The 19,914-nt window shown below is 68.8% G+C and carries 19 protein-coding genes and 1 pseudogene; 7 read left to right on the forward strand and 13 right to left on the reverse strand.

What is annotated here, in order from left to right:
- The first annotated feature begins 51 nt into the window (after nt 1-51).
- Nucleotides 52-1,041, forward strand: coding sequence for a tripartite tricarboxylate transporter substrate binding protein (locus O9344_RS19845; RefSeq protein WP_298481336.1), 990 nt, complete (start codon nt 52-54; stop codon nt 1,039-1,041).
- 15 nt (nt 1,042-1,056) lie between these two features.
- Here O9344_RS19845 and O9344_RS19850 read toward each other — a convergent pair whose 3' ends face one another.
- Complete coding sequence (locus tag O9344_RS19850) at nt 1,057-1,914, reverse strand: MaoC/PaaZ C-terminal domain-containing protein (protein ID WP_298481338.1); 858 nt, start codon at nt 1,912-1,914, stop codon at nt 1,057-1,059.
- 244 nt (nt 1,915-2,158) lie between these two features.
- Nucleotides 2,159-3,298 carry an acyl-CoA dehydrogenase family protein gene (locus O9344_RS19855; RefSeq protein WP_298481340.1) on the reverse strand — a complete coding sequence of 380 codons (1,140 nt, stop codon included), beginning with the start codon at nt 3,296-3,298 and terminating at the stop codon, nt 2,159-2,161.
- A gap of 169 nt (nt 3,299-3,467) precedes the next feature.
- On the opposite strand from O9344_RS19855, the gene O9344_RS19860 reads away from it, so the two are divergent.
- The 3 genes from O9344_RS19860 to O9344_RS19870 all read left to right on the forward strand — a co-directional run bounded on the left by O9344_RS19860 (nt 3,468) and on the right by O9344_RS19870 (nt 7,186).
- The gene (locus O9344_RS19860) at nt 3,468-4,388 is read left to right on the forward strand and encodes an SDR family oxidoreductase (RefSeq protein WP_298481342.1); all 921 of its coding nucleotides are present in this window, start codon (nt 3,468-3,470) and stop codon (nt 4,386-4,388) included.
- Between the two features lie 129 nt (nt 4,389-4,517).
- Nucleotides 4,518-5,978, forward strand: a complete 1,461-nt coding sequence (locus tag O9344_RS19865) for a 3-oxoacyl-[acyl-carrier-protein] synthase III C-terminal domain-containing protein (protein ID WP_298481344.1) — start codon at nt 4,518-4,520, stop codon at nt 5,976-5,978.
- 2 nt (nt 5,979-5,980) lie between these two features.
- On the forward strand, nt 5,981-7,186 hold the full coding sequence (locus O9344_RS19870; RefSeq protein ID WP_298481346.1) for an acetyl-CoA acetyltransferase: 1,206 nt from the start codon (nt 5,981-5,983) through the stop codon (nt 7,184-7,186).
- Between the two features lie 83 nt (nt 7,187-7,269).
- Here the strand turns inward: O9344_RS19870 and hutU are convergent, their stop codons facing one another.
- From hutU to hutI, 4 genes are read right to left on the reverse strand one after another with little or no spacing between them, the layout of a single operon-like run.
- Nucleotides 7,270-8,943 carry a urocanate hydratase gene (gene hutU / locus O9344_RS19875; protein WP_298481348.1) on the reverse strand — a complete coding sequence of 558 codons (1,674 nt, stop codon included), beginning with the start codon at nt 8,941-8,943 and terminating at the stop codon, nt 7,270-7,272.
- Nucleotides 8,944-8,945: 2 nt separating this feature from the next.
- Nucleotides 8,946-9,746 carry an N-formylglutamate deformylase gene (gene hutG / locus O9344_RS19880; RefSeq protein ID WP_298481350.1) on the reverse strand — a complete coding sequence of 267 codons (801 nt, stop codon included), beginning with the start codon at nt 9,744-9,746 and terminating at the stop codon, nt 8,946-8,948.
- The gene (hutH, locus tag O9344_RS19885; RefSeq protein ID WP_298481351.1) at nt 9,743-11,281 is read right to left on the reverse strand and encodes a histidine ammonia-lyase; all 1,539 of its coding nucleotides are present in this window, start codon (nt 11,279-11,281) and stop codon (nt 9,743-9,745) included. Before hutH ends, hutG begins: the two co-directional genes overlap by 4 nt.
- The gene (gene hutI / locus O9344_RS19890) at nt 11,281-12,486 is read right to left on the reverse strand and encodes an imidazolonepropionase (protein WP_298481353.1); all 1,206 of its coding nucleotides are present in this window, start codon (nt 12,484-12,486) and stop codon (nt 11,281-11,283) included. Before hutI ends, hutH begins: the two co-directional genes overlap by 1 nt.
- A gap of 70 nt (nt 12,487-12,556) precedes the next feature.
- On the opposite strand from hutI, the gene O9344_RS19895 reads away from it, so the two are divergent.
- Entirely contained in the window at nt 12,557-13,915 is a 1,359-nt protein-coding gene (locus tag O9344_RS19895) for a formimidoylglutamate deiminase (RefSeq protein WP_298481355.1), read from the forward strand.
- A gap of 62 nt (nt 13,916-13,977) precedes the next feature.
- Here O9344_RS19895 and uraD read toward each other — a convergent pair.
- Nucleotides 13,978-14,478: pseudogene (gene uraD / locus O9344_RS19900) on the reverse strand (2-oxo-4-hydroxy-4-carboxy-5-ureidoimidazoline decarboxylase); the annotation flags it as partial.
- A 59-nt stretch (nt 14,479-14,537) separates the two neighbouring features.
- Nucleotides 14,538-15,065, reverse strand: coding sequence for an SH3 domain-containing protein (locus tag O9344_RS19905; RefSeq protein ID WP_298481357.1), 528 nt, complete (start codon nt 15,063-15,065; stop codon nt 14,538-14,540).
- Nucleotides 15,066-15,273: 208 nt separating this feature from the next.
- On the opposite strand from O9344_RS19905, the gene O9344_RS19910 reads away from it, so the two are divergent.
- Nucleotides 15,274-16,272, forward strand: a complete 999-nt coding sequence (locus O9344_RS19910) for a D-glycerate dehydrogenase (RefSeq protein WP_298481360.1) — start codon at nt 15,274-15,276, stop codon at nt 16,270-16,272.
- Here the strand turns inward: O9344_RS19910 and O9344_RS19915 are convergent.
- The 5 genes from O9344_RS19915 to O9344_RS19935 are packed head-to-tail and all read right to left on the reverse strand — an operon-like array spanning nt 16,269 to nt 18,833.
- Entirely contained in the window at nt 16,269-16,616 is a 348-nt protein-coding gene (locus tag O9344_RS19915) for a HepT-like ribonuclease domain-containing protein (protein WP_298481362.1), read from the reverse strand. The two genes, O9344_RS19910 and O9344_RS19915, sit on opposite strands and share 4 nt — an antisense overlap.
- Nucleotides 16,606-16,902 (reverse strand): nucleotidyltransferase domain-containing protein, encoded by a 297-nt coding sequence (locus O9344_RS19920; RefSeq protein ID WP_298481364.1) that lies wholly within the window; start codon nt 16,900-16,902, stop codon nt 16,606-16,608. Before O9344_RS19920 ends, O9344_RS19915 begins: the two co-directional genes overlap by 11 nt.
- A 31-nt stretch (nt 16,903-16,933) precedes the next feature.
- Nucleotides 16,934-17,710 (reverse strand): molybdopterin-synthase adenylyltransferase MoeB, encoded by a 777-nt coding sequence (gene moeB / locus O9344_RS19925; RefSeq protein ID WP_298481374.1) that lies wholly within the window; start codon nt 17,708-17,710, stop codon nt 16,934-16,936.
- A complete protein-coding gene (locus tag O9344_RS19930; protein ID WP_298481365.1) occupies nt 17,707-18,297 on the reverse strand; it encodes a thiamine pyrophosphate-dependent enzyme in 591 nt (196 codons plus the stop codon). Before O9344_RS19930 ends, moeB begins: the two co-directional genes overlap by 4 nt.
- The gene (locus O9344_RS19935) at nt 18,294-18,833 is read right to left on the reverse strand and encodes a phosphonopyruvate decarboxylase (protein ID WP_298481367.1); all 540 of its coding nucleotides are present in this window, start codon (nt 18,831-18,833) and stop codon (nt 18,294-18,296) included. The genes O9344_RS19930 and O9344_RS19935 overlap by 4 nt, the downstream gene beginning before the upstream one ends.
- 48 nt (nt 18,834-18,881) lie before the next feature.
- Between O9344_RS19935 and O9344_RS19940 the strand changes: the two genes are divergently transcribed.
- A complete protein-coding gene (locus O9344_RS19940; RefSeq protein ID WP_298481369.1) occupies nt 18,882-19,841 on the forward strand; it encodes an NAD(P)-binding domain-containing protein in 960 nt (319 codons plus the stop codon).
- Nucleotides 19,842-19,914 lie beyond the last annotated feature (73 nt).

The following is a 19,914-nucleotide window of genomic DNA, read 5'->3' on the forward strand; positions in this document are numbered from 1 at the left end:
CCTGACCGAGCGGGACACAGAAGCCCGCGCGAATCACGAGGAATACGCACCATGAGCCTGTTGATCTCTCGCCGCGGCATCGTCGCCGCCAGCGCCGTCCTGCCCCTCGCCGCCCCTGGCATCCTGCGCGCGCAAGGGGCGGCCTGGCCGACCAAGCCGCTGCGCATCATCTGCGCCTTCCCGGCCGGCGGCATCACCGATGCCTTCGCCCGCGCCTATGGCGAGTATATCGGCCAGAAGAGCGGCCAGACCGTCGTGGTGGAGAACCGCCCCGGTGCCGGCGGCGGCATCGCCGCGCAGGCGATGAAGTCGGCGCCGGACGACGCCCACACCATCATGATCACCATCTCGACGACGCTGTTCGGCAACCGCGTCATGTTCAAGAGCCTCGCCTACGACCCCGACAAGGATTTCTCGCTGCTGGCGCTGCTGCCGACGGGAAGCCTGCCGCTGGTCGCCGCCAAGGCGACGGGCGCGAGCAACATCGCCCAGTTCGTCGACTATGCCCGCAAGAACCGGATCAGCTTCGGCTCCTATGCGGCGGGATCCATGGCGCACATCGTCTGCAACAAGCTGAACCAGCAGTTCGGTCTCGACATGACGGTGGTGAACTACCGCGGCGAGGCGCCGATGTGGCAGGACGTGCTGACCGGCAACAGCCAGATCGCGCTCGGCAGCTTCACCGCTGCCAAGGCGGTGCTCGACGCCAATGCCGGCACGGCCATCGCCATCCCCTCGACGCGGCGGATGCGGGTGCTGCCGAACGCCCAGACCTTCCAGGAGCAGGGCCTCGACAATCCGGTCTTCCGGCTGCTCAGCTGGGTCGGCTTCCTCGGCACGTCCTCCATCCCGCAGCCCATGGTCGAGACGATCTCGAACCTGATGCTGGAGGCGGCGCGCACCGAGCGCATCCAGAAGCTCAACGAGACCTTCGGCATCGACGATCCCGTGCTCGGCCATGCCGATTTCAAGCGAATCTACGACACCGAGGGCCCTGTCTGGATCGAGAACGTCAGGGCGCTGGGGCTGACGCCGGCGTGATGACCGCGAGCCGCGTCACGACACCGTGGCGCGGCCGTTGTTGAGCACAACCACGTCGCGCTCGACGACACGGGCGCGGAACGACACCTCCCGCCCGTCGCGCCAGATCTCGGTGCGGACCGTCTCGCCTGGCAGGACCGGAGCGGAGAAGCGCAGGTCGAGCCGCGTGAGGCGGGCGGGATCGTTGTCGCAACACGCCTTGAGAATGGCGCGGCCCGCCACCGCATAGGTGCAGAGCCCATGCAGGATCGGCCGCGGGAACCCCGCACCGATGGCGACATCCGGATCGGCGTGAAGCGGGTTCCAGTCGCCGGACAGGCGATAGATCAGCGCCGCCTGCGGCAGGGTCGGCAGGTCGACGGCCATGTCCGGCGCCCGCTCGGGGAGCGGATGGGGCTCAGGAGACGGACCGGATGGGCCGCCAAAGCCGCCCTCGCCGCGGATGAACGTCGTCGAGGTCAGCGTCGCCAGCAGGTCGCCCGAGGCCTTGTCGATCACGTCGCGCTCGGAGAGCAGCAGCGCGCCCTTGCCAGGGCCCTTGTCGATGATCTCGGTGACGCGGGTGCGGCCGATCACGGTGCCGATCGCCGGCAGGGGCTTGTGGATGACGAGGCCTTGCTCGCCATGCAGCACCTTGCGCCAGTCGATTCCGGTCGCCGGGTCCTTCAGCCAGAAGCCGGGATAGCCGAGCACAACGGCCATGGTCGGCAGGGCCTTCAGGCCCTCCTCGTAGACGAAGGGGAGCTCCGAGCGATCGACAGGGTCGGCGCCGCAGCCGACCCCGAGGGCATAGAGGATCGTGTCCTTCGCCGTGTAGCTGTGCTCGAGATCGGCGAAGGCCCAGGCTTTGAGTTTGGCGTAGTCGATGGGCATGGGAGCGTCCGTTGGAACCAATGGCAGGGGTGCGACCTGCAGCGGGCAAGTGCGTCCTTCGAGGCTCGCCTTTCAGGCTCGCACCTCAGGATGAGGGAGGTTTGAGACCTGTAAGGGCGCTGGATCCCGTCGCGGGTGCCACGCACTACCCTCCTCATCCTGAGGTGCGAGCCCCGACGATGCCCAAGGCATCGTCGGGTGGCGAGCCTCGAAGGACGCACTTGCCTTCTGCAGCCGTCGCCACTCACAGCGAGCGGGCGACGATTTCCTTCATGATTTCGGTGGTGCCGGCATAGATCCGCTGGATGCGGCTGTCGGCATAGGCGCGGGCGATGGGGTATTCCCACATGTAGCCGTAGCCGCCGTGAAGCTGCAGGCAGGTGTCGACCACACGGCCCTGGAGCTCGGTCAGCCACCACTTGGCCATGGCGGCGGTGGCGACGTCGAACTCGCCCTTGAGGAACTTGGCGATGCAGTCGTCGAGGAAGACGCGCGCTACCGTCACCTCGGTCTTCACCTCGGCGAGCTTGAACCGCGTGTTCTGGAAATCGGCCAGCGACTTGCCGAAGGCCTTGCGGTCGCGGGTGTAGTCGACCGTCCATTTCAGCGCCGATTCCATCACCGCAACGGCGGAAATCGCCACGAGCAGGCGCTCGCGCGGCAGCTCGTTCATCATATAGGCGAAGCCGCGGCCTTCCTCGCCGATGATGTTGGTGGCGGGCACGCGGACATTGTCGAAGAAGAGCTCGGACGTGTCCTGGGCTTTCAGCCCGATCTTCTCGAGGTTGCGGCCGCGCTTGAAGCCCTCCCGGTCGGCCTCGACGAGGATGAGGCTCACCCCCTTGGCGCCGGCCTTCGGGTCTGTCTTGCAGGCGACGACGATGATGTCGGCGAGCTGGCCGTTGGTGATGAAGGTCTTCTGGCCGTTGATGACCCAGTGATTGCCGTCGCGGATCGCCGTGGTGCGGATGGCCTGGACGTCGGAGCCGGCCCCCGGCTCGGTCATGGCCAGCGCGCCGATGGCCTCGCCGCTGGCCATTTTCGGCAGCCAGTGACGCTTCAGATCCTCCGAGGCGTTGTTGAGGATATAGGGGGCGACGATGTCGGAGTGCAGGCGGAAGCCCGGGCCGGTGAAGACATGGCCCATCATCTCCTCGATGAAGATGGCGCTGGTCAGGAAGTCGGCGCCGCCGCCGCCATATTCGACGGGGATGTTGGTGAGGAGCATCCCGGCCTCGCCGGCCTTCAGCCAGGCCTCGCGGTCGACCTTGCCTTCCTTCTCCCAGCGGGCATGGTGCGGGGCGATCTCTTCGGCGACGAAACGCCGGCAGGCGTCACGGAAGAGGTGGTGCTCCTCGCTGTAATAGGAGGCGGTGGCGGTCATCGGCGGCGTCTCCATGTCTGGCGCGGCTCTGATGGCCACAGCTCCCCTCCACCATAAGACAGGCGTTTCGAAGACTGAAACGGGATTTCGTCGGATGGCCGGACGGACTATGGTTCAGCCGGCGTCGCGGAAGGCTGCGCCGCAGGCACATCGGTCGAGGACGGCATTCATGGCAGGGTCGGGCGCACTCCAGGACAAGGTGGTCATCGTCACCGGCGCGGGCCGCGGCATCGGCCGGGAAATCGCACTGACGGCGGCGGCCGAGGGCGCCAAGGTGGTGGTCAACGATCTCGGCGGCGCCGCCGACGGCTCGGGCGCCAGCGCCGCGCCGGCCGAGGAGGTCGCCGAGGAAATCCGCAGCAAAGGCGGCAAGGCCGTCGCCAATTTCGACAGTGTCGCCGAGCCGGCCTCGGCCAATGCCATCGTCAAGGCCGCGGTGGACGCCTTCGGCGGTCTCGACGCCGTGGTCAACAATGCCGGCATCCTGCGCGATGCCATCTTCCACAAGATGTCGGTCGCCGACTTCGAGCTGGTCATCAAGGTGCACCTGATGGGCACCTTCTACGTCTCCCACGCCGCCGCGCGCATTTTCCGCGAGCAGCAGTCTGGCGCCTTCGTCCATTTCACCTCGACCTCCGGCCTCATCGGCAATTACGGCCAGGCGAATTATGCCGCCGCCAAGCTCGGCATTGTCGGCCTGTCGAAATCCATCGCGCTGGACATGGCGCGGTTCAACGTGCGCTCCAACTGCGTCTCGCCCTTCGCCTGGAGCCGTCTCATCGGCACGATCCCGACGGAGACGGAAGCCGAGAAGGCGCGCGTTGCCCGCATGCAGGCCATGGGGCCCGAGAAGATCGCGCCGCTCTCGGCCTTCCTCGCCTCGGACCGGGCGAAGGACGTTACCGGCCAGATCTTCGCGGTGCGGATGAACGAGATCTTCCTGATGGGCCAGTCGCGGCCGATCCGCTCCATCCACCGCGACGGCGGGTGGACCTGCGACAGCCTCGCCAGCCACGGCATGCCGGCGCTGAAGTCCTCCTTCTATCCGCTCGACCGCTCCGCCGACATCTTCTCGTGGGATCCGGTGTGATCGAGATTTGCCTCGCCAGGTCAGCCGTCATGGCCGGGCTTGTCCCGGCCATCCACGACTTGAACACCGGGCGGACAGGAATTCGTGGATGCCCGGCACAAGGCCGGGCATGACGCAGAGGTTTCCAGCATGACTTTCGGGATCCTGAGTTTCGGCGCCTACATCCCGCGCCTGCGCCTGCAGCGAAAGGCTATCGCCGAGGCGCATGGCTGGTTCAATTCCGCCCTGAAGGGCCAGGGCAAGGGCGAGCGCGCCATCGCCAACTGGGACGAGGACCCAGTGACCATGGCGGTGGAGGCGGGACGCGACTGCCTCGCCGGCACGGGGTCCCCCAGCCTCGAATCCCTGACCTTCGCCTCGACCACCTTCCCCTTCCTCGACCGGCTGAACGCCGGCGTCGTGGCGGAAGCTCTCGCACTCGGCCAGGACCTCGCCACGGCCGATGCCGGCCAGACCCAGCGCGCCGCCACCTCCGCCCTCATCGCGGCGCTACGCGGCGGGCCCTTGAGCCTTGTCATCGCCGCCGAAAAGCGGCCGGTGAAGGCGGCGAGCCCCCTCGAGATGACGGCGGGCGACGGCGCAGCGGCCATCCTCGTCGGTGAGGGCAAGCCGGTCGCCAGGCTCCTCGCCTCGGCCACCCGCAGCGCCGATTTCGTCGACCACTACCGCACGCCTGAATCCGAGTACGACTACCAGTGGGAGGAGCGCTGGATCCGCGACGCCGGCTACATGCCGCTGGTGCCGCCGGTCATCAAGGCCTGCCTCGCCAAGGCCGGCCTTGGGCCGGAGGCGGTGACGCGGTTCTGCATGCCGGCGGTCCTCGCCAAGGTCGCCAATTCCGTCGCCAAGGCCGCGGGCATCGCCGACGCGGCGGTCGCCGACAATCTCCACGCCGTCTGCGGCGAGACCGGCGCGGCCCACCCCCTCGTCATGCTGGTCGCGGCGCTGGAAGAGGCCAAGCCCGGCGACCGCATCATGGTGGTCGGCTTTGGCCAGGGCGCCGACGTGCTGTTGTTCGAGGTGACCGAGGCGATCACCACGCTCGGCCCGCGTCTCGGCGTGAAGGGCCATCTCGCCCGCCGCCGCGAGGAGACGAACTACGCCAAATTCCTCGCCTTCAACGACACGGTGGAGCTGGAGCGCGGCATGCGCGCCGAGGCCGACAAGCAGACGGCGCTGTCCGCCCTCTGGCGCAACCGCCACACGGTGACCGCCTTCGTCGGTGGCAAGTGCTCGACATGCGGCACGCTGCAGTTCCCCAAGACGCGGGTCTGCGTGAATCCCAACTGCACCGCCATCGACACGCAGGAGCCGGAGCCCTTCGCGGCCAAGATCGGCAAGATCAATTCCTACACCGCCGACCGCCTGACCTATTCACCGGATCCGCCGGCCTGCTACGGCATGATCCAGTTCGACGAGGGCGGCCGCTGGATGATGGATTTCACCGATGTCGACGAGAAGGATCTCGCCGTCGGCCATCCCATGCGCATGATGTTCCGCGTCAAGGACATCGACAGCCAGCGCGGTTTCCGCCGCTATTTCTGGAAGGCGGCGCCCGCCGCCCAAACCGACGTTTCTGGGAGGGCCTGACCATGCCCAAAGGCATTCGCGACAAGGTCGCCATTCTCGGCATGGGCTGCTCGAAATTCGGCGAGCGCTGGGACATGAACGCCGAAGACCTGATGGTCGAGGCCTACACGGAAGCGCTCGGCGATGCCGGCATCGAGACCAAGCAGATCGATGCGGCCTGGCTCGGCACGGCCATCGAGGAGCAGCATGTCGGCAAGTCCGCCGTACCACTCGCGGTGGCGCTGCGCCTGCCCTACATCCCGGTGACCCGCGTCGAGAACTTCTGCGCCACCGGCACCGAGGCCTTCCGCGGCGCGGTCTATGCGGTGGCCTCCGGTGCCGCCGACATCGCGCTGGCCCTCGGCGTCGAGAAGCTCAAGGACACCGGTTATGGCGGCCTGCCGCAGCGTGGTCGCGGCACGCTGCCGAACATGACCTGGCCGAACGCCTCGGCGCCCGGCTATTTCGCCCAGCTCGCCGCCGCCTACCGCGCCAAATATGGCTCGGCGCCGGAGGACCTGAAGCGGGCCATGGCCCATGTCTCGGTGAAGAGCCACGACAATGGCGGCCGGAACCCCAAGGCGCACCTCAGAAACAAGATCACCATCGACACGGTGCTGAACTCGCCGATGATCGCCGAGCCGCTCGGGCTCTACGATTGCTGCGGCGTCTCGGACGGGGCGGCCTGTGCCATCGTCACGACGCCGGAGATCGCCCGCAGCCTCGGCAAGCGCGACCTCGTCTCGGTGAAGGCGCTACAGGTGGCGGTGTCGAACGGCACCGAGGCGCAGCACAATTCCTGGGACGGCAGCTATTTCGCCACGACCCGCATCGCCGCGACCCGCGCCTATCAGGAGGCCGGCGTCGAGCGCCCGCGCGACGAGATCAGCCTCATCGAGGTGCACGACTGCTTCTCGGTGACCGAGCTCGTCACCATGGAGGACCTGCACATCTCCGCGGAAGGGCGGGCGATCCACGACATCCTCGACGGCTTCTACGACGCCGACGGCACAATCCCCTGCCAGATCGACGGTGGCCTCAAGTGCTTCGGCCATCCGATCGGCGCCTCGGGCCTCCGGATGATCTACGAGATGTACCTGCAGATGCAGGGCCGGGCCGGCGAGCGCCAGCGCAAGGACCTGCCGCGCATGGGCCTGACCCACAATCTCGGCGGCTTCCCGCACCAGAACGTCTGCTCGATCTCGATCGTCGGGCAGTACGAGGGCTGAGGCGAGGACGCCTCAGGTCCAAGAGACGCTCGACCTCTCACCTCTCCCCGCTGGGGAGAGGTGAAGGGGGCGGCACCGCTCTCTCACACCCCGATGCCGAGCGCCGGCAGCTTCAGTCCCTTCTCGCGGGCGCAATCGATGGCGATGTCGTAGCCGGCATCGGCATGGCGCATGACGCCGGTGCCGGGATCGTTCCACAGCACCCGACCAAGCCGCGCCGCGGCCTCGGGCGTGCCGTCGGCGAGGATGACGACGCCGGAATGCTGCGAATAGCCCATGCCGACGCCGCCGCCATGGTGCAGCGACACCCAGGTGGCGCCCGAGGCGGTGTTGAGCAGGGCGTTGAGCAGCGGCCAGTCGGAGACGGCATCCGAGCCGTCCTTCATCGCTTCGGTCTCGCGGTTGGGGGAGGCGACCGAGCCGGAGTCGAGGTGGTCGCGGCCGATGACGATCGGTCCGATCTCGCCCCTCGCCACCATCTCGTTGAAGGCGAGGCCGAGGCGATGGCGGTCGCCGAGCCCGACCCAGCAGATGCGGGCGGGAAGGCCCTGGAACTGGATGCGCTCCTTGGCCATGTCGAGCCAGGTGTGGAGGTGCGGATCGTTGGGGATCAGCTCCTTCACCTTGGCATCCGTCTTCGCGATGTCTTCCGGGTTGCCGGTGAGCGAGGCCCAGCGGAACGGCCCGATGCCGCGGCAGAAGAGTGGGCGGATATAGGCCGGCACGAAGCCGGGGAAGTCGAAGGCGTCGGCGACGCCCATGTCCTTCGCCATCTGGCGGATGTTGTTGCCATAGTCGAGGGTCGGCACGCCCATCCGGTGGAAGTCGAGCATGGCGCGGACATGGACCGCCATGGATTCCTTCGCTGCCGCCTCGACCGCTTTCGGATTGCGCTCGCGCGCCTCCTCCCACTGGGCGAGGCTCCAGCCCGCCGGCAGGTAGCCGTTGAGCGGGTCATGGGCCGAGGTCTGGTCGGTGACGACGTCCGGCCGGATGCCGCGGCGGACCATGTCGGGGAAGACCTCCGCGGCATTGCCGAGGAGGCCGACCGAGATCGGCTTGCCGGCCTTGTGCGAGCGGTCGACGATCTCCAGCGCCTCGTCGATGCTGCGCGCCTCGGCGTCGAGGTAGCGGGTGCGCAGGCGCATCTCGATGCGGCTCGGCTGGCATTCCACCGCGATCATGGAGGCCCCGGCCATGGTGGCGGCGAGCGGCTGGGCGCCGCCCATGCCGCCGAGGCCGCCGGTGAGGATCCACTTGCCCTTGAGCGAGCCGCCGAAATGCTGGCGCGCGACCTCCGCGAAGGTCTCGTAGGTGCCCTGAACGATGCCCTGGCTGCCGATATAGATCCAGGAACCGGCCGTCATCTGGCCGTACATCATCAGCCCGAGCTTATCGAGGTGATGGAAATGGTCCCAGGTCGCCCAGCCCGGCACGAGGTTGGAATTGGCGAGCAGGACCCGCGGCGCATCCGTGTGGGTGCGGAAGATGCCGACGGGCTTGCCGGACTGGATGAGGAGGGTCTCGTCGGCCTCAAGCGAGCGGAGCGAGGCGACGATGCGGTCGAAACTCTCCCAGTCGCGCGCCGCGCGGCCGATACCGCCATAGACCACGAGCTCGTTGGGACGCTCGGCGACCTCCGGGTCGAGGTTGTTCATCAGCATGCGCAAAGCCGCCTCGGCGCCCCAGGTCTTGGCGGTCATGGCCATGCCGTGGGGGGCGCGGATGATGCGGGAATTGTCGAGGCGGGTCGCCATGGTCAGGGCTCCAGGGTGGCGGCGGCGTCGAGAATGGCCGCGACGATGCGGGTGAGGACGGCTTCGGTGCGGGCGGCGACCGCCTCGTCATAGGTCCAGGGCGGGCTTTCAAGCATGTAGGCGGATTGCGCCAGCTCCATCTGCACGGCATGGACGCCCCTCTCCGGCGCGCCGTAATGGCGGGTGATCCAGCCGCCCTTGAAGCGGCCGTCGGCGACGAAGCTCATGCCGGAGGCCTCGGCCTCGCGGATCGCGGCCTCGCGGATGGCGGGGGCGCAGGACGCGCCGCCATTGGTGCCGATGTTGAAGACGGGGAGCGTGCCGGGGAAGAGGTTCGGCACCTCGGAGCGGATCGAGTGGCAATCGTAGAGGACGCAATAGCCGTGGCGGATGCGCGTCGTCTCGATGGCGGCGGCCATGGCGGCGTGGAAGGGCGCGAAATAGAGCTGCTTGCGCCGGCCGATCTCGGCCGGACCCGGTTCGCGGCCCTCGCGATAGATCGGCTCGGCGTCAAAGGTGGTGGTCGGGCAGAGCGTCGTGGTGTTCTGGCCGGGATAGAGCGAGACGCCGGAGGGGTCGCGGTTCACGTCGATGACGAAGCGCGAGATCTCCTGGCGGACCACAGTCGCGCCGGTGCGGCGGGCAATACCCTCGTAGAGCCGGTCGATCCACCAGTCGGTGTCCGGCACCGAGCGGCCGAGGTCGTTCAGCTCCACCGAGACCTCTGGCGGGACCATGGTGCCGACATGCGGCTGGCCGAGGACGAGCGGGCCATCGCCCGGGATGACGGTGACGGGGGTCATGTCATGTCTCCGAACAACCGCTCGACCACATGGCCGAAGGGCGTCGTCAGGCCGCCGGCCGCGACGAGGGCACTGGCCGCGGCCATCTCCGCCGACAAGGGGCGGTCGCGGTCGAGCATGGGCGCCACGGCGCGGATCGCCGCGTGCGCCTTCGCCAGCAGCGGGCTGGTGCGCAAGGGCGCCCGCATGTCGACGCCTTGCGCCGCCATCAGCGCCTCAATGCCGATGATGCGGCAGAGGTTCTCGGCCATGGGCCCGAGGCGGCGGGCGCCGTGGGTCGCCATGGAGACGTGATCCTCCTGGTTGGCGGAGGTGGGGATCGTGTCGGTGACGGCGGGCGCCGCCTTCTGGCGGTTCTCCGAGGCGAGCGCTGCGCTCGCCACTTCGGCGATCATGAAGCCGGAATTCAGCCCCGGCTCGCGGACGAGGAAGGCCGGCAGGCCTGAGAGCACCGGGTCGACCAGCATGGCGCAGCGGCGCTGGGCGAGGTTGCCGACCTCACAGGCCGCGAGCGCCAGCATGTCGGCGGCGAAGGCCACCGGCTCCGCGTGGAAGTTACCGCCCGACAGCACGTCGCCATTGTCGGCCATGACGAGGGGATTGTCGGTGACGCCGTTGGCCTCCGCCAGCAGCATCGCTTGAGCCGAGCGGATGACGTCGAGCGCTGCGCCCATCACCTGCGGCTGGCAGCGGATGGAATAGGGGTCCTGGACGCGCGGGTCGTCGGCGAGATGCGAGCGGCGGATCTCGCTGCCCTCCATCAGCGCCCGCAGCACGGCGGCGACGGTGATCTGGCCGGGCTGGCCGCGCAGGGTGTGGATGCGCGCATCGAAGGGCGTGTCCGAGCCGGCAATGGCGTCGGTGGAGAGCGCGCCGGTGACGAGGGCCGCGGCGAAGGCGTTCTCGATCAGGAAGAGGCCGTGGAGGGCCAGCGCGGTCGAGACCTGCGTGCCGTTGAGGAGCGCCAGACCCTCTTTCGGACCGAGGACGACGGGCTTCAGGCCCGCTTTCGCCAGCGCTGCGCCACCATCCATCCGCACGCCGTTCAGGGTCGCCTCGCCCTCGCCGATCAGCACCGCCGCCATATGGGCGAGCGGCGCGAGATCGCCGGAGGCGCCGACGGAGCCTTGCGCGGGGATCACCGGCAGGATTCCGGCCTCGAGCATGGCGACCAGCAGCGCGACGGTCGCCGGCTGCACGCCCGAGGCGCCATGGGCGAGGCTCGCCGCCTTCAGGGCCAGCACGAGCCGCACGATGGGCTCCTCCAGCGGCTCGCCGATGCCGGCCTGGTGCGAGCGGACGATGTTGACCTGCAGCTCCGCCAGCTTGTCGGCGGGGATGCGGACGCTGGCGAGCTTGCCGAAGCCGGTATTGACGCCATAGGCCGCGTCGTTGCCGCGGGCCTTGGCCATCAGCAGCTCGTAGCCTCGCTGGATGGCTGGTGCGGTGGCCGGATCAAGAGCCGGGTTGGCGCCGGCGGCGACACGCCGCCAGAGGCCGAGGCCATTGCCTCCGGCGCGGATCAGATCGGTCATCAGGCGCCTCGGTGGCGGGCATGCAAGGGGTTGAAGCCGATCCGATAGACGAGTTCGGCGAGCCGTTCCACCGACCACAGGCACAGGTCGGCCCGGCGCCCCGGTTCCAGCACGCCGATATCGTCGCGGCCGAGGGCCTTCGCTGCATGACGGGTGAAGCCGAGCAGGCATTCCGCCACGGTGAGGCGGAAGAGCGTCGCGCCCATGTTCATGGCGAGGAGCGGCGAGGTGAGCGGCGAGGAGCCCGGATTGGAATCGGTGGCAAGCGCCATGGCCGTGCCATGGCGGCGGAAGGCCTCGACCGGGGGCAACTTGGTCTCCCGGATAAAATAGAAGGCGCCCGGCAGCAGGACGGCGACAGTGCCGGCCCTGGCCATGGCCGCGGCGCCCTCCTCGTCGGTATATTCGAGATGGTCGGCCGAGAGCGCGCGATGATCGGCGGCGAGCTTCGCGCCATGGAGGTTGGAGAGCTGGTCGGCATGGAGCTTCACCGGCAGGCCATGCCTGGCCGCCGCGGCGAAGACGCGGGCTGTCTCCTCGGGCGAGAAGGCGATGCCCTCGCAGAAAGCATCCACCGCATCGGCGAGGCCGTGGCGGGCGATGGAGGGGATCATCTTGTGGCAGACGAGGTCGAGATAGGCGGCCTTGTCGCCGTTGGCCTCGGGCGGCAGGGCATGGGCGCCGAGGAAGGTCGTGACCACGCCGACATTGCGCGCCTCGGCGAGGGAGCGCGCCACCTGCAGCTGCTTCTCCTCGGTCTCGAGATCGAGGCCGTAGCCGGACTTGATCTCGACCGTCGTGATCCCTTCCGCGATCAGCTGGTCGAGGCGCGGCAGGGTCGCCTCGGCGAGATCGCGGGGCTTGGCCGCCCGCGTCGCCTTCACCGTCGAGACGATGCCGCCGCCGGCGCGGGCGATCTCCTCGTAGCTCGCGCCCTTCAGCCGCAGCTCGAATTCATGGGCGCGATTGCCGGCATAGACGAGATGGGTATGGCAATCGATGAGGCCAGGGGTGAGCCAGCGGCCGTCGCAGCGGATGGTCTCCACCGGATCGAGCCGCGGCGCATCGGCCCTGGCGCCGACATAGACGATGCGCCCTCCCGAGGTCGCGACAATGCCATCCTCAATGAGGCCGAGGCCGTGGTCCGCGCCGGTTCCGGCCATGGTGGCCAGCCGCGCGTCGCGGAAGAGCCGGTCAACGCGCATGGGATGCTCTCGGCACGTCGTATTCCTCGCCCAACAGTGCTAGGCGAAAAACCGTAGCATGGAGACGGCGATGGACAAGCTCCATCTGGACCGGGCGCTGACGCCCGAGGGCTGGCGCGACAACGTGACCGTGACGGTCGGCGCGAACGGGCGAATCGCCGCGATCAACGACGGCGCGGAGGCCGGCGCGACGCGCATTCCCGGCATCGCCCTGCCCGGCCTGCCGAACCTGCATTCCCACGCGTTCCAGCGCGGCATGGCCGGCATGACCGAGGCCGCCGGCACGGGCGAGGATTCGTTCTGGACCTGGCGCGACTGGATGTATCGCTTTGCGCTGGCGCTCGAGCCGGAGGATGTCGAGGCCATCGCGGCGCTCGCCTATGTCGAGATGCTGGAGGCCGGGTTCACCACGGTCGGCGAGTTCCACTACCTCCATCACGGCCGCGACGGTCGGCCCTATGCCGACCCGGCAGAGCTCGCCCGCTGCTGCATCGCCGCGGCCGAGGCGACCGGCCTCGGCATCACCATCCTCCCCGTCTTCTACGCCCATTCCGGTTTCGGCGGCCTGGCACCCGGCGAGGGCCAGCGGCGCTTCATCAGCGATCTCGACCTGTTCGCCCGGGTGGCGGAGGGCGCGCGGGAGGCGGCAGGGGCCTATGCCCGCGGCGGCTTCGGCATCGCGCCTCATTCGCTCAGGGCGGTAACGCGGGAGGAGCTCACCGCGTTGCTGACGACCTTCCGCCAAGGTCCCGTCCACATCCACGTCTCCGAACAGGTCAAGGAGGTGGAGGACTGCCTCGCCGCCCACGGGACGCGGCCCATCGCGCTGCTCGGCGACTGGGCGGAGCTGTCGGACCGCTGGTGCCTGATCCACGCCACCCATGCGGATTCCTCCGAGGTGCAGCAGATGGCGGCGGCGGGCGCCGTGGTCGGCCTCTGCCCGGTGACGGAGGCCAATCTCGGCGACGGTCTCTTCGCCGGCGTCGACTTCAAGGTGCGCGGCGGCCTGTTCGGCATCGGAACGGATTCGAACGTGGCGATTTCCGCCGCGGGCGAATTGTCCATGCTCGACTATGCCCAGCGTTTCGCCACCCGCCGCCGCACCGCCATGGCGGATCGCGGCCGCTCGACCGGGCGGACGCTGGTGGAGGCGTGCCTTGCCGGCGGGGTTCAGGCTCTGGGGCTCGGTACAGGCGGCATCGTGGTTGGCGCGCCGGCCGATCTCGTGGTTCTCGACGCCGGGCACATGGCCTTCGCCGGCCGCGAGGGCGACGCCGTGCTGGATTCGTGGATCTTCGGGCCCTCGACGGGCGCGATCCGCGAGGTCTGGGTGTCGGGCCGGCGTGTGGTGGACGGCGGGCGGCACGTCGCACGGAGTGCCGTGGAAGCGCGGGCTCGGACGGTGCTGGAGCGGGTGATCGGGGGGTAAGGCGCTCGGCTCCGCGTGACGGCGTCTTGCACGACGCAATGGAGCCCCTGCAGCCAAACGCCCTACGGCAACACATCCTTCAGCCGCAGCAGCGCGATGCGCTCGATCTGCGTCAGCGCCTCGGCGAATTCCGCAGCCGCATCGTTCTGCAGCCGCGCCTCGAAGGCCGCACGGATCTCGTCCTTGGTCCGGCCCTTCACCGCCAGGATGAAGGGAAAGCCGAAGCGCGCCTTGTAGGCCTCGTTCAGCCGCGTGAAGTCGGTCCGCTCCGCATCGGTCAGGCGGTCAAGGCCGGCGGAGGCCTGTTCGCCGGTCGATTCGGCGGTGAGACGACCAGCGGCGGCGAGCTTGCCGGCGAGGTCCGGATGGGCCTGGATGAGCGCCATCTTGGCGTCGTCACCGGCGGCGCGCATCACCGTGACCATCGCCGCGTGAAGCCCCTCCGCCGTGTCCTGCTCTGCGCCGATGCCCCGATCGAAGGCGCCTTCCGCGATCCAGGGCGAATGTTCCCAGACGGCGGCGAAGCGCGCGAGGAAGGCAGCGCGGTCGAGACGAGACGGCAGGGACATCGGCGCTCCGGCGGCTGGGACTGGCCGGACCCTAGCGAGGGCGGCGCGCCGCGTCACTCGACCTTTTCGTTGGGATAGACGCCCCAGAGGCGCGTCTGCTCGATCCAGCCATCGAAGCCGGGACCGATGATGCGGCACCATGTGCCGGAGCAGCTCTTCACGGAGGCCTGAACGCGGGGTTCAAGGCGGGCGACGATGCGGTCACCACCGGGGCGGTTCATCAGCGCGACGAGGTCGGTGGAACCGCTGCGCGGCATGACCATGCCGGTGCGGCGGCCGGACAGCATGGAGTGGAAAACCCAGGTCTCGGTGCCCTCGTGGTCACGGATGCGCCGCCAGTTCTCGAATTCGGCGGTGACCTCCACGGGAAGGCCGGAGCGCTGATAGATCCAGACGACCTGGTGATCGCGGGTCGGGCCCATGCGCGCGTTGACGCGCTCGGACTTGAGGCTGACGAAGCGCGGCACCGGCAGGCGCGTCGCCGAGCCGATGGAACCGGTGACCTCCGCCGCCGCCGGAAGCGGCAGGACGACAGTCAGGACGAGGGCGGCGAGGGCCGCGATCGATCGGAAGCAACGCATACGCAACTCACCCGCAGGCACGAGACTGCTGAGACAGAGGTTCGGACCCTTCGAAAGACGGGGCTTTCGGCCGGTCCGACGGCTTTGTCTGGCGCGGCCCATCTGTTAGAGAGGTCGCGCCGTGGGCAGTGTCGCCCGTCAGGGTTAAGACAGGCTTGATGGCCGCCCGTTCCCACCCGGGACGCGTCGCTTTTTCAGAGGTTTGGGCATGGCGAACCGCAAGAAGCCGCTCGTCGTCGTGACGAGGAAACTCCCCGACAGCGTCGAGACGCGGATGCGCGAGCTGTTCGATACGCGGCTGAACGTCGACGACCGGCCGCTGAGCCAGGCCGAACTCGCCGCCGCGGTGAAGGAGGCCGATGTGATCGTGCCGACCGTCACCGACAGGATCGACGCGGCCTTGCTGTCGCAGGCCGGCCCGCAGCTGCGCCTCATCGCCCAGTTCGGCAACGGCGTCGACAATATCGACGTGGCGAGCGCCGTTCAGCGCGGCATCACCGTCACCAACACGCCGGGCGTCCTCACCGAGGATACGGCGGACATGACAATGGCGCTGATCCTTGCCGTGCCGCGCCGCCTCGCCGAGGGCTTCGAGGTTCTGGAGCACGGGGAATGGGGCGGCTGGTCGCCGACCTGGATGCTCGGCAAGCGCATCCATGGCAAGCGGCTCGGCATCGTCGGCATGGGCAGGATCGGCCAGGCGCTGGCGCGCCGCGCCGCCGCCTTCGGCATGCAGATCCACTACCACAACCGCCGCCGCCTGCCGGAGAAGCTCGAGCAGGGGCTGGACGCGACCTATTGGGAGAGCCTCGACCAGATGCTCGCCCGCATGGACATCGTCTCAGTGAATTGCCCGCACACGCCGGCGACCTATCACCTGCTCTCGGCCCGGCGGCTGAAGCTGCTGAAGAAGGACGCCTATATCGTCAATACCGCCCGCGGTGAGATCATCGACGAGGTGGCGCTGACGCGGATGATCGAGGCGGGTGAATTGGCAGGCGCAGGCCTCGACGTCTTCGAGCACGAGCCGGCGGTGAACCCGCGCCTCCTGAAGCTCGCCAAGGCCGGCAAGGTGGTGCTGCTGCCGCATATGGGCTCGGCCACGGTCGAGGGCCGCGTCGACATGGGCGACAAGGTCATCGTCAACATCAAGACCTTCATGGACGGCCACAAGCCGCCGGACCGCGTGCTGCCGAGCATGCTCTAAGCGCCGACACCGCCGATCTCCGCGTCGACGACGGCGAGGAGACTTGGCAGGTGGTTCCGTACCGTCGTGAAGACAAAGCGCGCGGCAACATCGTCGTAGTCGTGGCGGTAGATGTTCCCGGACCCCATGATGTTGCGCCATGGCTGGTCGGGATGGCGATCGCGCACGTCCGGGCTCAGCCGCCGCGAAGCCTCCGAGATGATCTCCAGGCAGCGGACGACCGCATAGAGGGTCTTGGTGTCATCGCCCAGCGATAGTGCGTCGTGCCCCGCCGTCCAGGCTATGGCGAGCATGATGCTGTCGCGGATGTCGAGAAGAGCGGAAAGATCGCGATCAGAAGGCATAGAGCGCATCGCGCTCGACAGATGCCCGCACTTTCGGTTTCAGGGTCTCGCGATTGGCGACATCGACCCTGGCGGGAAAGAGGTCCCGGATGAAGGCGACAAGACCGGCATAGCCGAAAACATCCATCGGATGATCGGCCGCGATATCGACGAGGATGTCGATGTCGGACGAAGCGCCGCTCCCATCTCGCGCGGTCGAGCCAAACAGCGCAGCATGCCGCACGCCGAGGCGACGAAGATCACCTTCGTGGCGCTTCAGGACATCAAGAATGGCGGCGCGGTCCATGATCCAATGGTAGCGCCGGCCGGTCTCGCCATCAACGTGTCGTGCCGTTCAGCGGGTTGTCCGGGTCCCAGCGGTAGCGGACGGTCTCGAAGCGCATGGCGCGCGTGTCGATCATCAGCAGCCGCCCGACGAGGCCCTCGCCGAAGCCGGTGATCTCGCGGATCACCTCCAGTGCCATCATCGAGCCGATGATGCCGGTGAGTGCGCCGAGGATGCCGGCCTCCTGGCAGGAGGGCACCGTGCCGGGCGGCGGCGCATCCGGGAACAGGCAGCGATAGGTCGGGTTCGGGCGGCCGTCGGGGCCGGTCTCGTGCGGGCGCAGCGTCGTCAACGTGGCGTCGAACGTGCCGACAGCGGCCGTCACCAGCGGCTTTCCGGCATGGAAACAGGCATCGGAGACAGCGTAGCGGGTGGCGAAATTGTCCGAGCCGTCGGCAACGATGTCGTAAGCGGCGAGAAGCCCGGCGGCATTGTCCGGCGTCAGCCGCGCGACATGCGAGACAACTTCGACATGCGGGTTAAGCCGGCGGATCGCATTGGCCGCGCTCTCGGTCTTGAGGACACCGACATCATCGGTCCGGTGGATGACCTGCCGCTGCAGGTTCGACAGTGCCACGGCGTCATCGTCGACGATGCCGATGGTGCCGACCCCCGCCGCGGCGAGATAGAGAAGGAGCGGCGCGCCAAGCCCGCCGGCGCCGATGACGAGCACTTTCGCCGCCTTCAGCTGCTGCTGGCCGGGGCCTCCCACCTCGCGCAGGACGATGTGGCGGGCGTAGCGCTCGAGTTCCTCGGCCGAGAACATCAGTCGATCGTCAGGCCGAGGGCCTGCCGCACCCGCACGCGGATGGCATGGCCGTCGCGGGTCGGCAGGACACGCTCACGCTCGGCCTGGTCGATCTTGACGACCGCGACGCAGGGGCCGTTGCCAAGCGAGGTGGCGCGGGCGGCGAGCGCCTCGACGTCGCCCATCGCCGCGATGGCGCGGGCGTCCTGGATGCCGGTCGCCGCCGCGACCGCCGCGATATCGGTGACCACGCTGTGGCTCGCCTGGCCGCCGGTCTCGCCATAGAGGCCGTTGTCCAGCACCACCACGGTGAGGTTCTTCGGCGCCTGTACGGCGATGGTGGCGAAGGAGCCGAGGCCCATCAGCATCTCGCCGTCACCGGTCACCGCGATGACCGGCGTGTCGGGGCGGGCGAGGGCGAGGCCGAGCGCCATGACGGCGCAGCCGCCCATGGCGCCCCAGAGATAGACGTTGCGATCATGGTCGCCGCAGGCGGCGACGTCATAGGTCGGCGAGCCGAGGCCGGTGACGACGATGGCATCGCCCCGATCCTTCAAGAGGCGGGCGACCACGGCGCGGCGGTCGAGGCGGGCGGGGATCGCGCTCATTTCACGAAGACCTTGGCACCGATGAGCTGCTGGCCGAGCAGCACGGCGACGGCGCTGCCGCCCTCATAGGCCATGCGGATGGCGGCAGCCGCCGTCGGCCCGACGGCGTCGGGCGTGTCTGCGCGCATGACGTGGACGCCCATCAGCCGGAAGGCGTCGGGCGTGCCGGTGCCCATCGGCACCTGCCACGGATTGAACTCGCCCCATTCGCCCCGCATCGTCACGAAGGTCAGGAACGGCCCGCCCATGTTGCGCACCAGCGACAGCATGTTGATGCAGTTGCCGACGCCGGAGGACTGCATGAGCAGGCAGGCGCGGTCGCCGCCGAGCCAGGCGCCGGACACGAGCGCGACGCCCTCCTCTTCCGTTGTCAGCGGGATGGCGACCATGCCGGGATCATCGTGGACGGCGCGGATGAGGGCGGCGTGGCCGCCATCCGGCACATAGGCGACCTGGCGGACGCCCGCAGCCTTCAGGCCAGCGAAGATGTCCATCGGCCAGCCGGCGGGCGAGGCATGCGTGGCCTGGGGGTGCATGGCATTCATGGGCTGGATAGGCTCCCCGTCCTTCGCGAGGGCCGGACCATGACGCCAGCCCCCGCCCGACACAAGAGGACCACGGGGAGGACAGGCATGACCATCGGTTTCGTCGGACTGGGCAAGATGGGCCGGGGCATGGCCTCGAACCTGCAGACCAAGGGCTTCTCGCTCATGGTCCATGACGTCGTCGAGGCGCCGATGGCGGCGCTCGAGGCGCTGGGGGCAAAGCGCGGCACGCCGGCGGAGATCGCCGCCTCCTGCGACATCGTGGTCACCATGCTGCCGACCGGCAAGGAGGTGGCGGAGGTCGTGCTCGCCCCCGGCGGTATCCTCGACCACGCCAGGCCCGGCACGATGATCCTGGACATGTCGACCATCGACCCGGAGACCACCGACCGCCTGCACGAGGAGACGCGGCGGCGCGGCATGACGGCCGTCGACGCGCCGGTCGGCCGCCTCGCCTGGCACGCCGATCGCGGGCAGAGCCTGTTCATGGTGGGCGCGGACGATGCCGACTACCAGCGCGCCCTGCCGCTGCTCCAGGCCATGGGCACGACGATCCACCATTCCGGCGGGCCGGGGGCCGGCACGCGGATGAAGCTGGTCAACAACTACCTCGCCATCATCCTCTGCCAGCTCAATGCCGAGGCCCTGTCGCTGTCGCAGCGCTTCGGGCTGGACCTCACCAAGACACTGGACGTGCTCTACGGCACGACGGCGACGAACGGCCAGCTCAAGGTCAACTGGCCGAACAAGGTGCTGGCCGGCGACACCGAGCCGGGCTTCTCCATCGACCTTGCCCACAAGGACCTGACGCTGATCGTGCAGGCGGCGAATGCCGCCCGCGTGCCGGTCCCGGTGGCGGCGGCGGCGCGCGAGGCCTTCTCGCAGGCTCGCGCCCGCGGCTATGGGCAGAACGACTTCTCGGCCATGGTGGATGTGGCCTGCGACATCGCCCAGATCGAGCGGGCGCGCCTGCCGAAGGGCTATACGCCGCCGGCGTGACGGCCGCTGCCACACCGCCCGTCATGCCCCGCCCAAGGCCGGGCCGGACCGTAAGGGCTGCGCGCCAACCGGA

Source organism: Phreatobacter sp. (assembly GCF_027532945.1).
GTDB lineage: Bacteria > Pseudomonadota > Alphaproteobacteria > Rhizobiales > Phreatobacteraceae > Phreatobacter.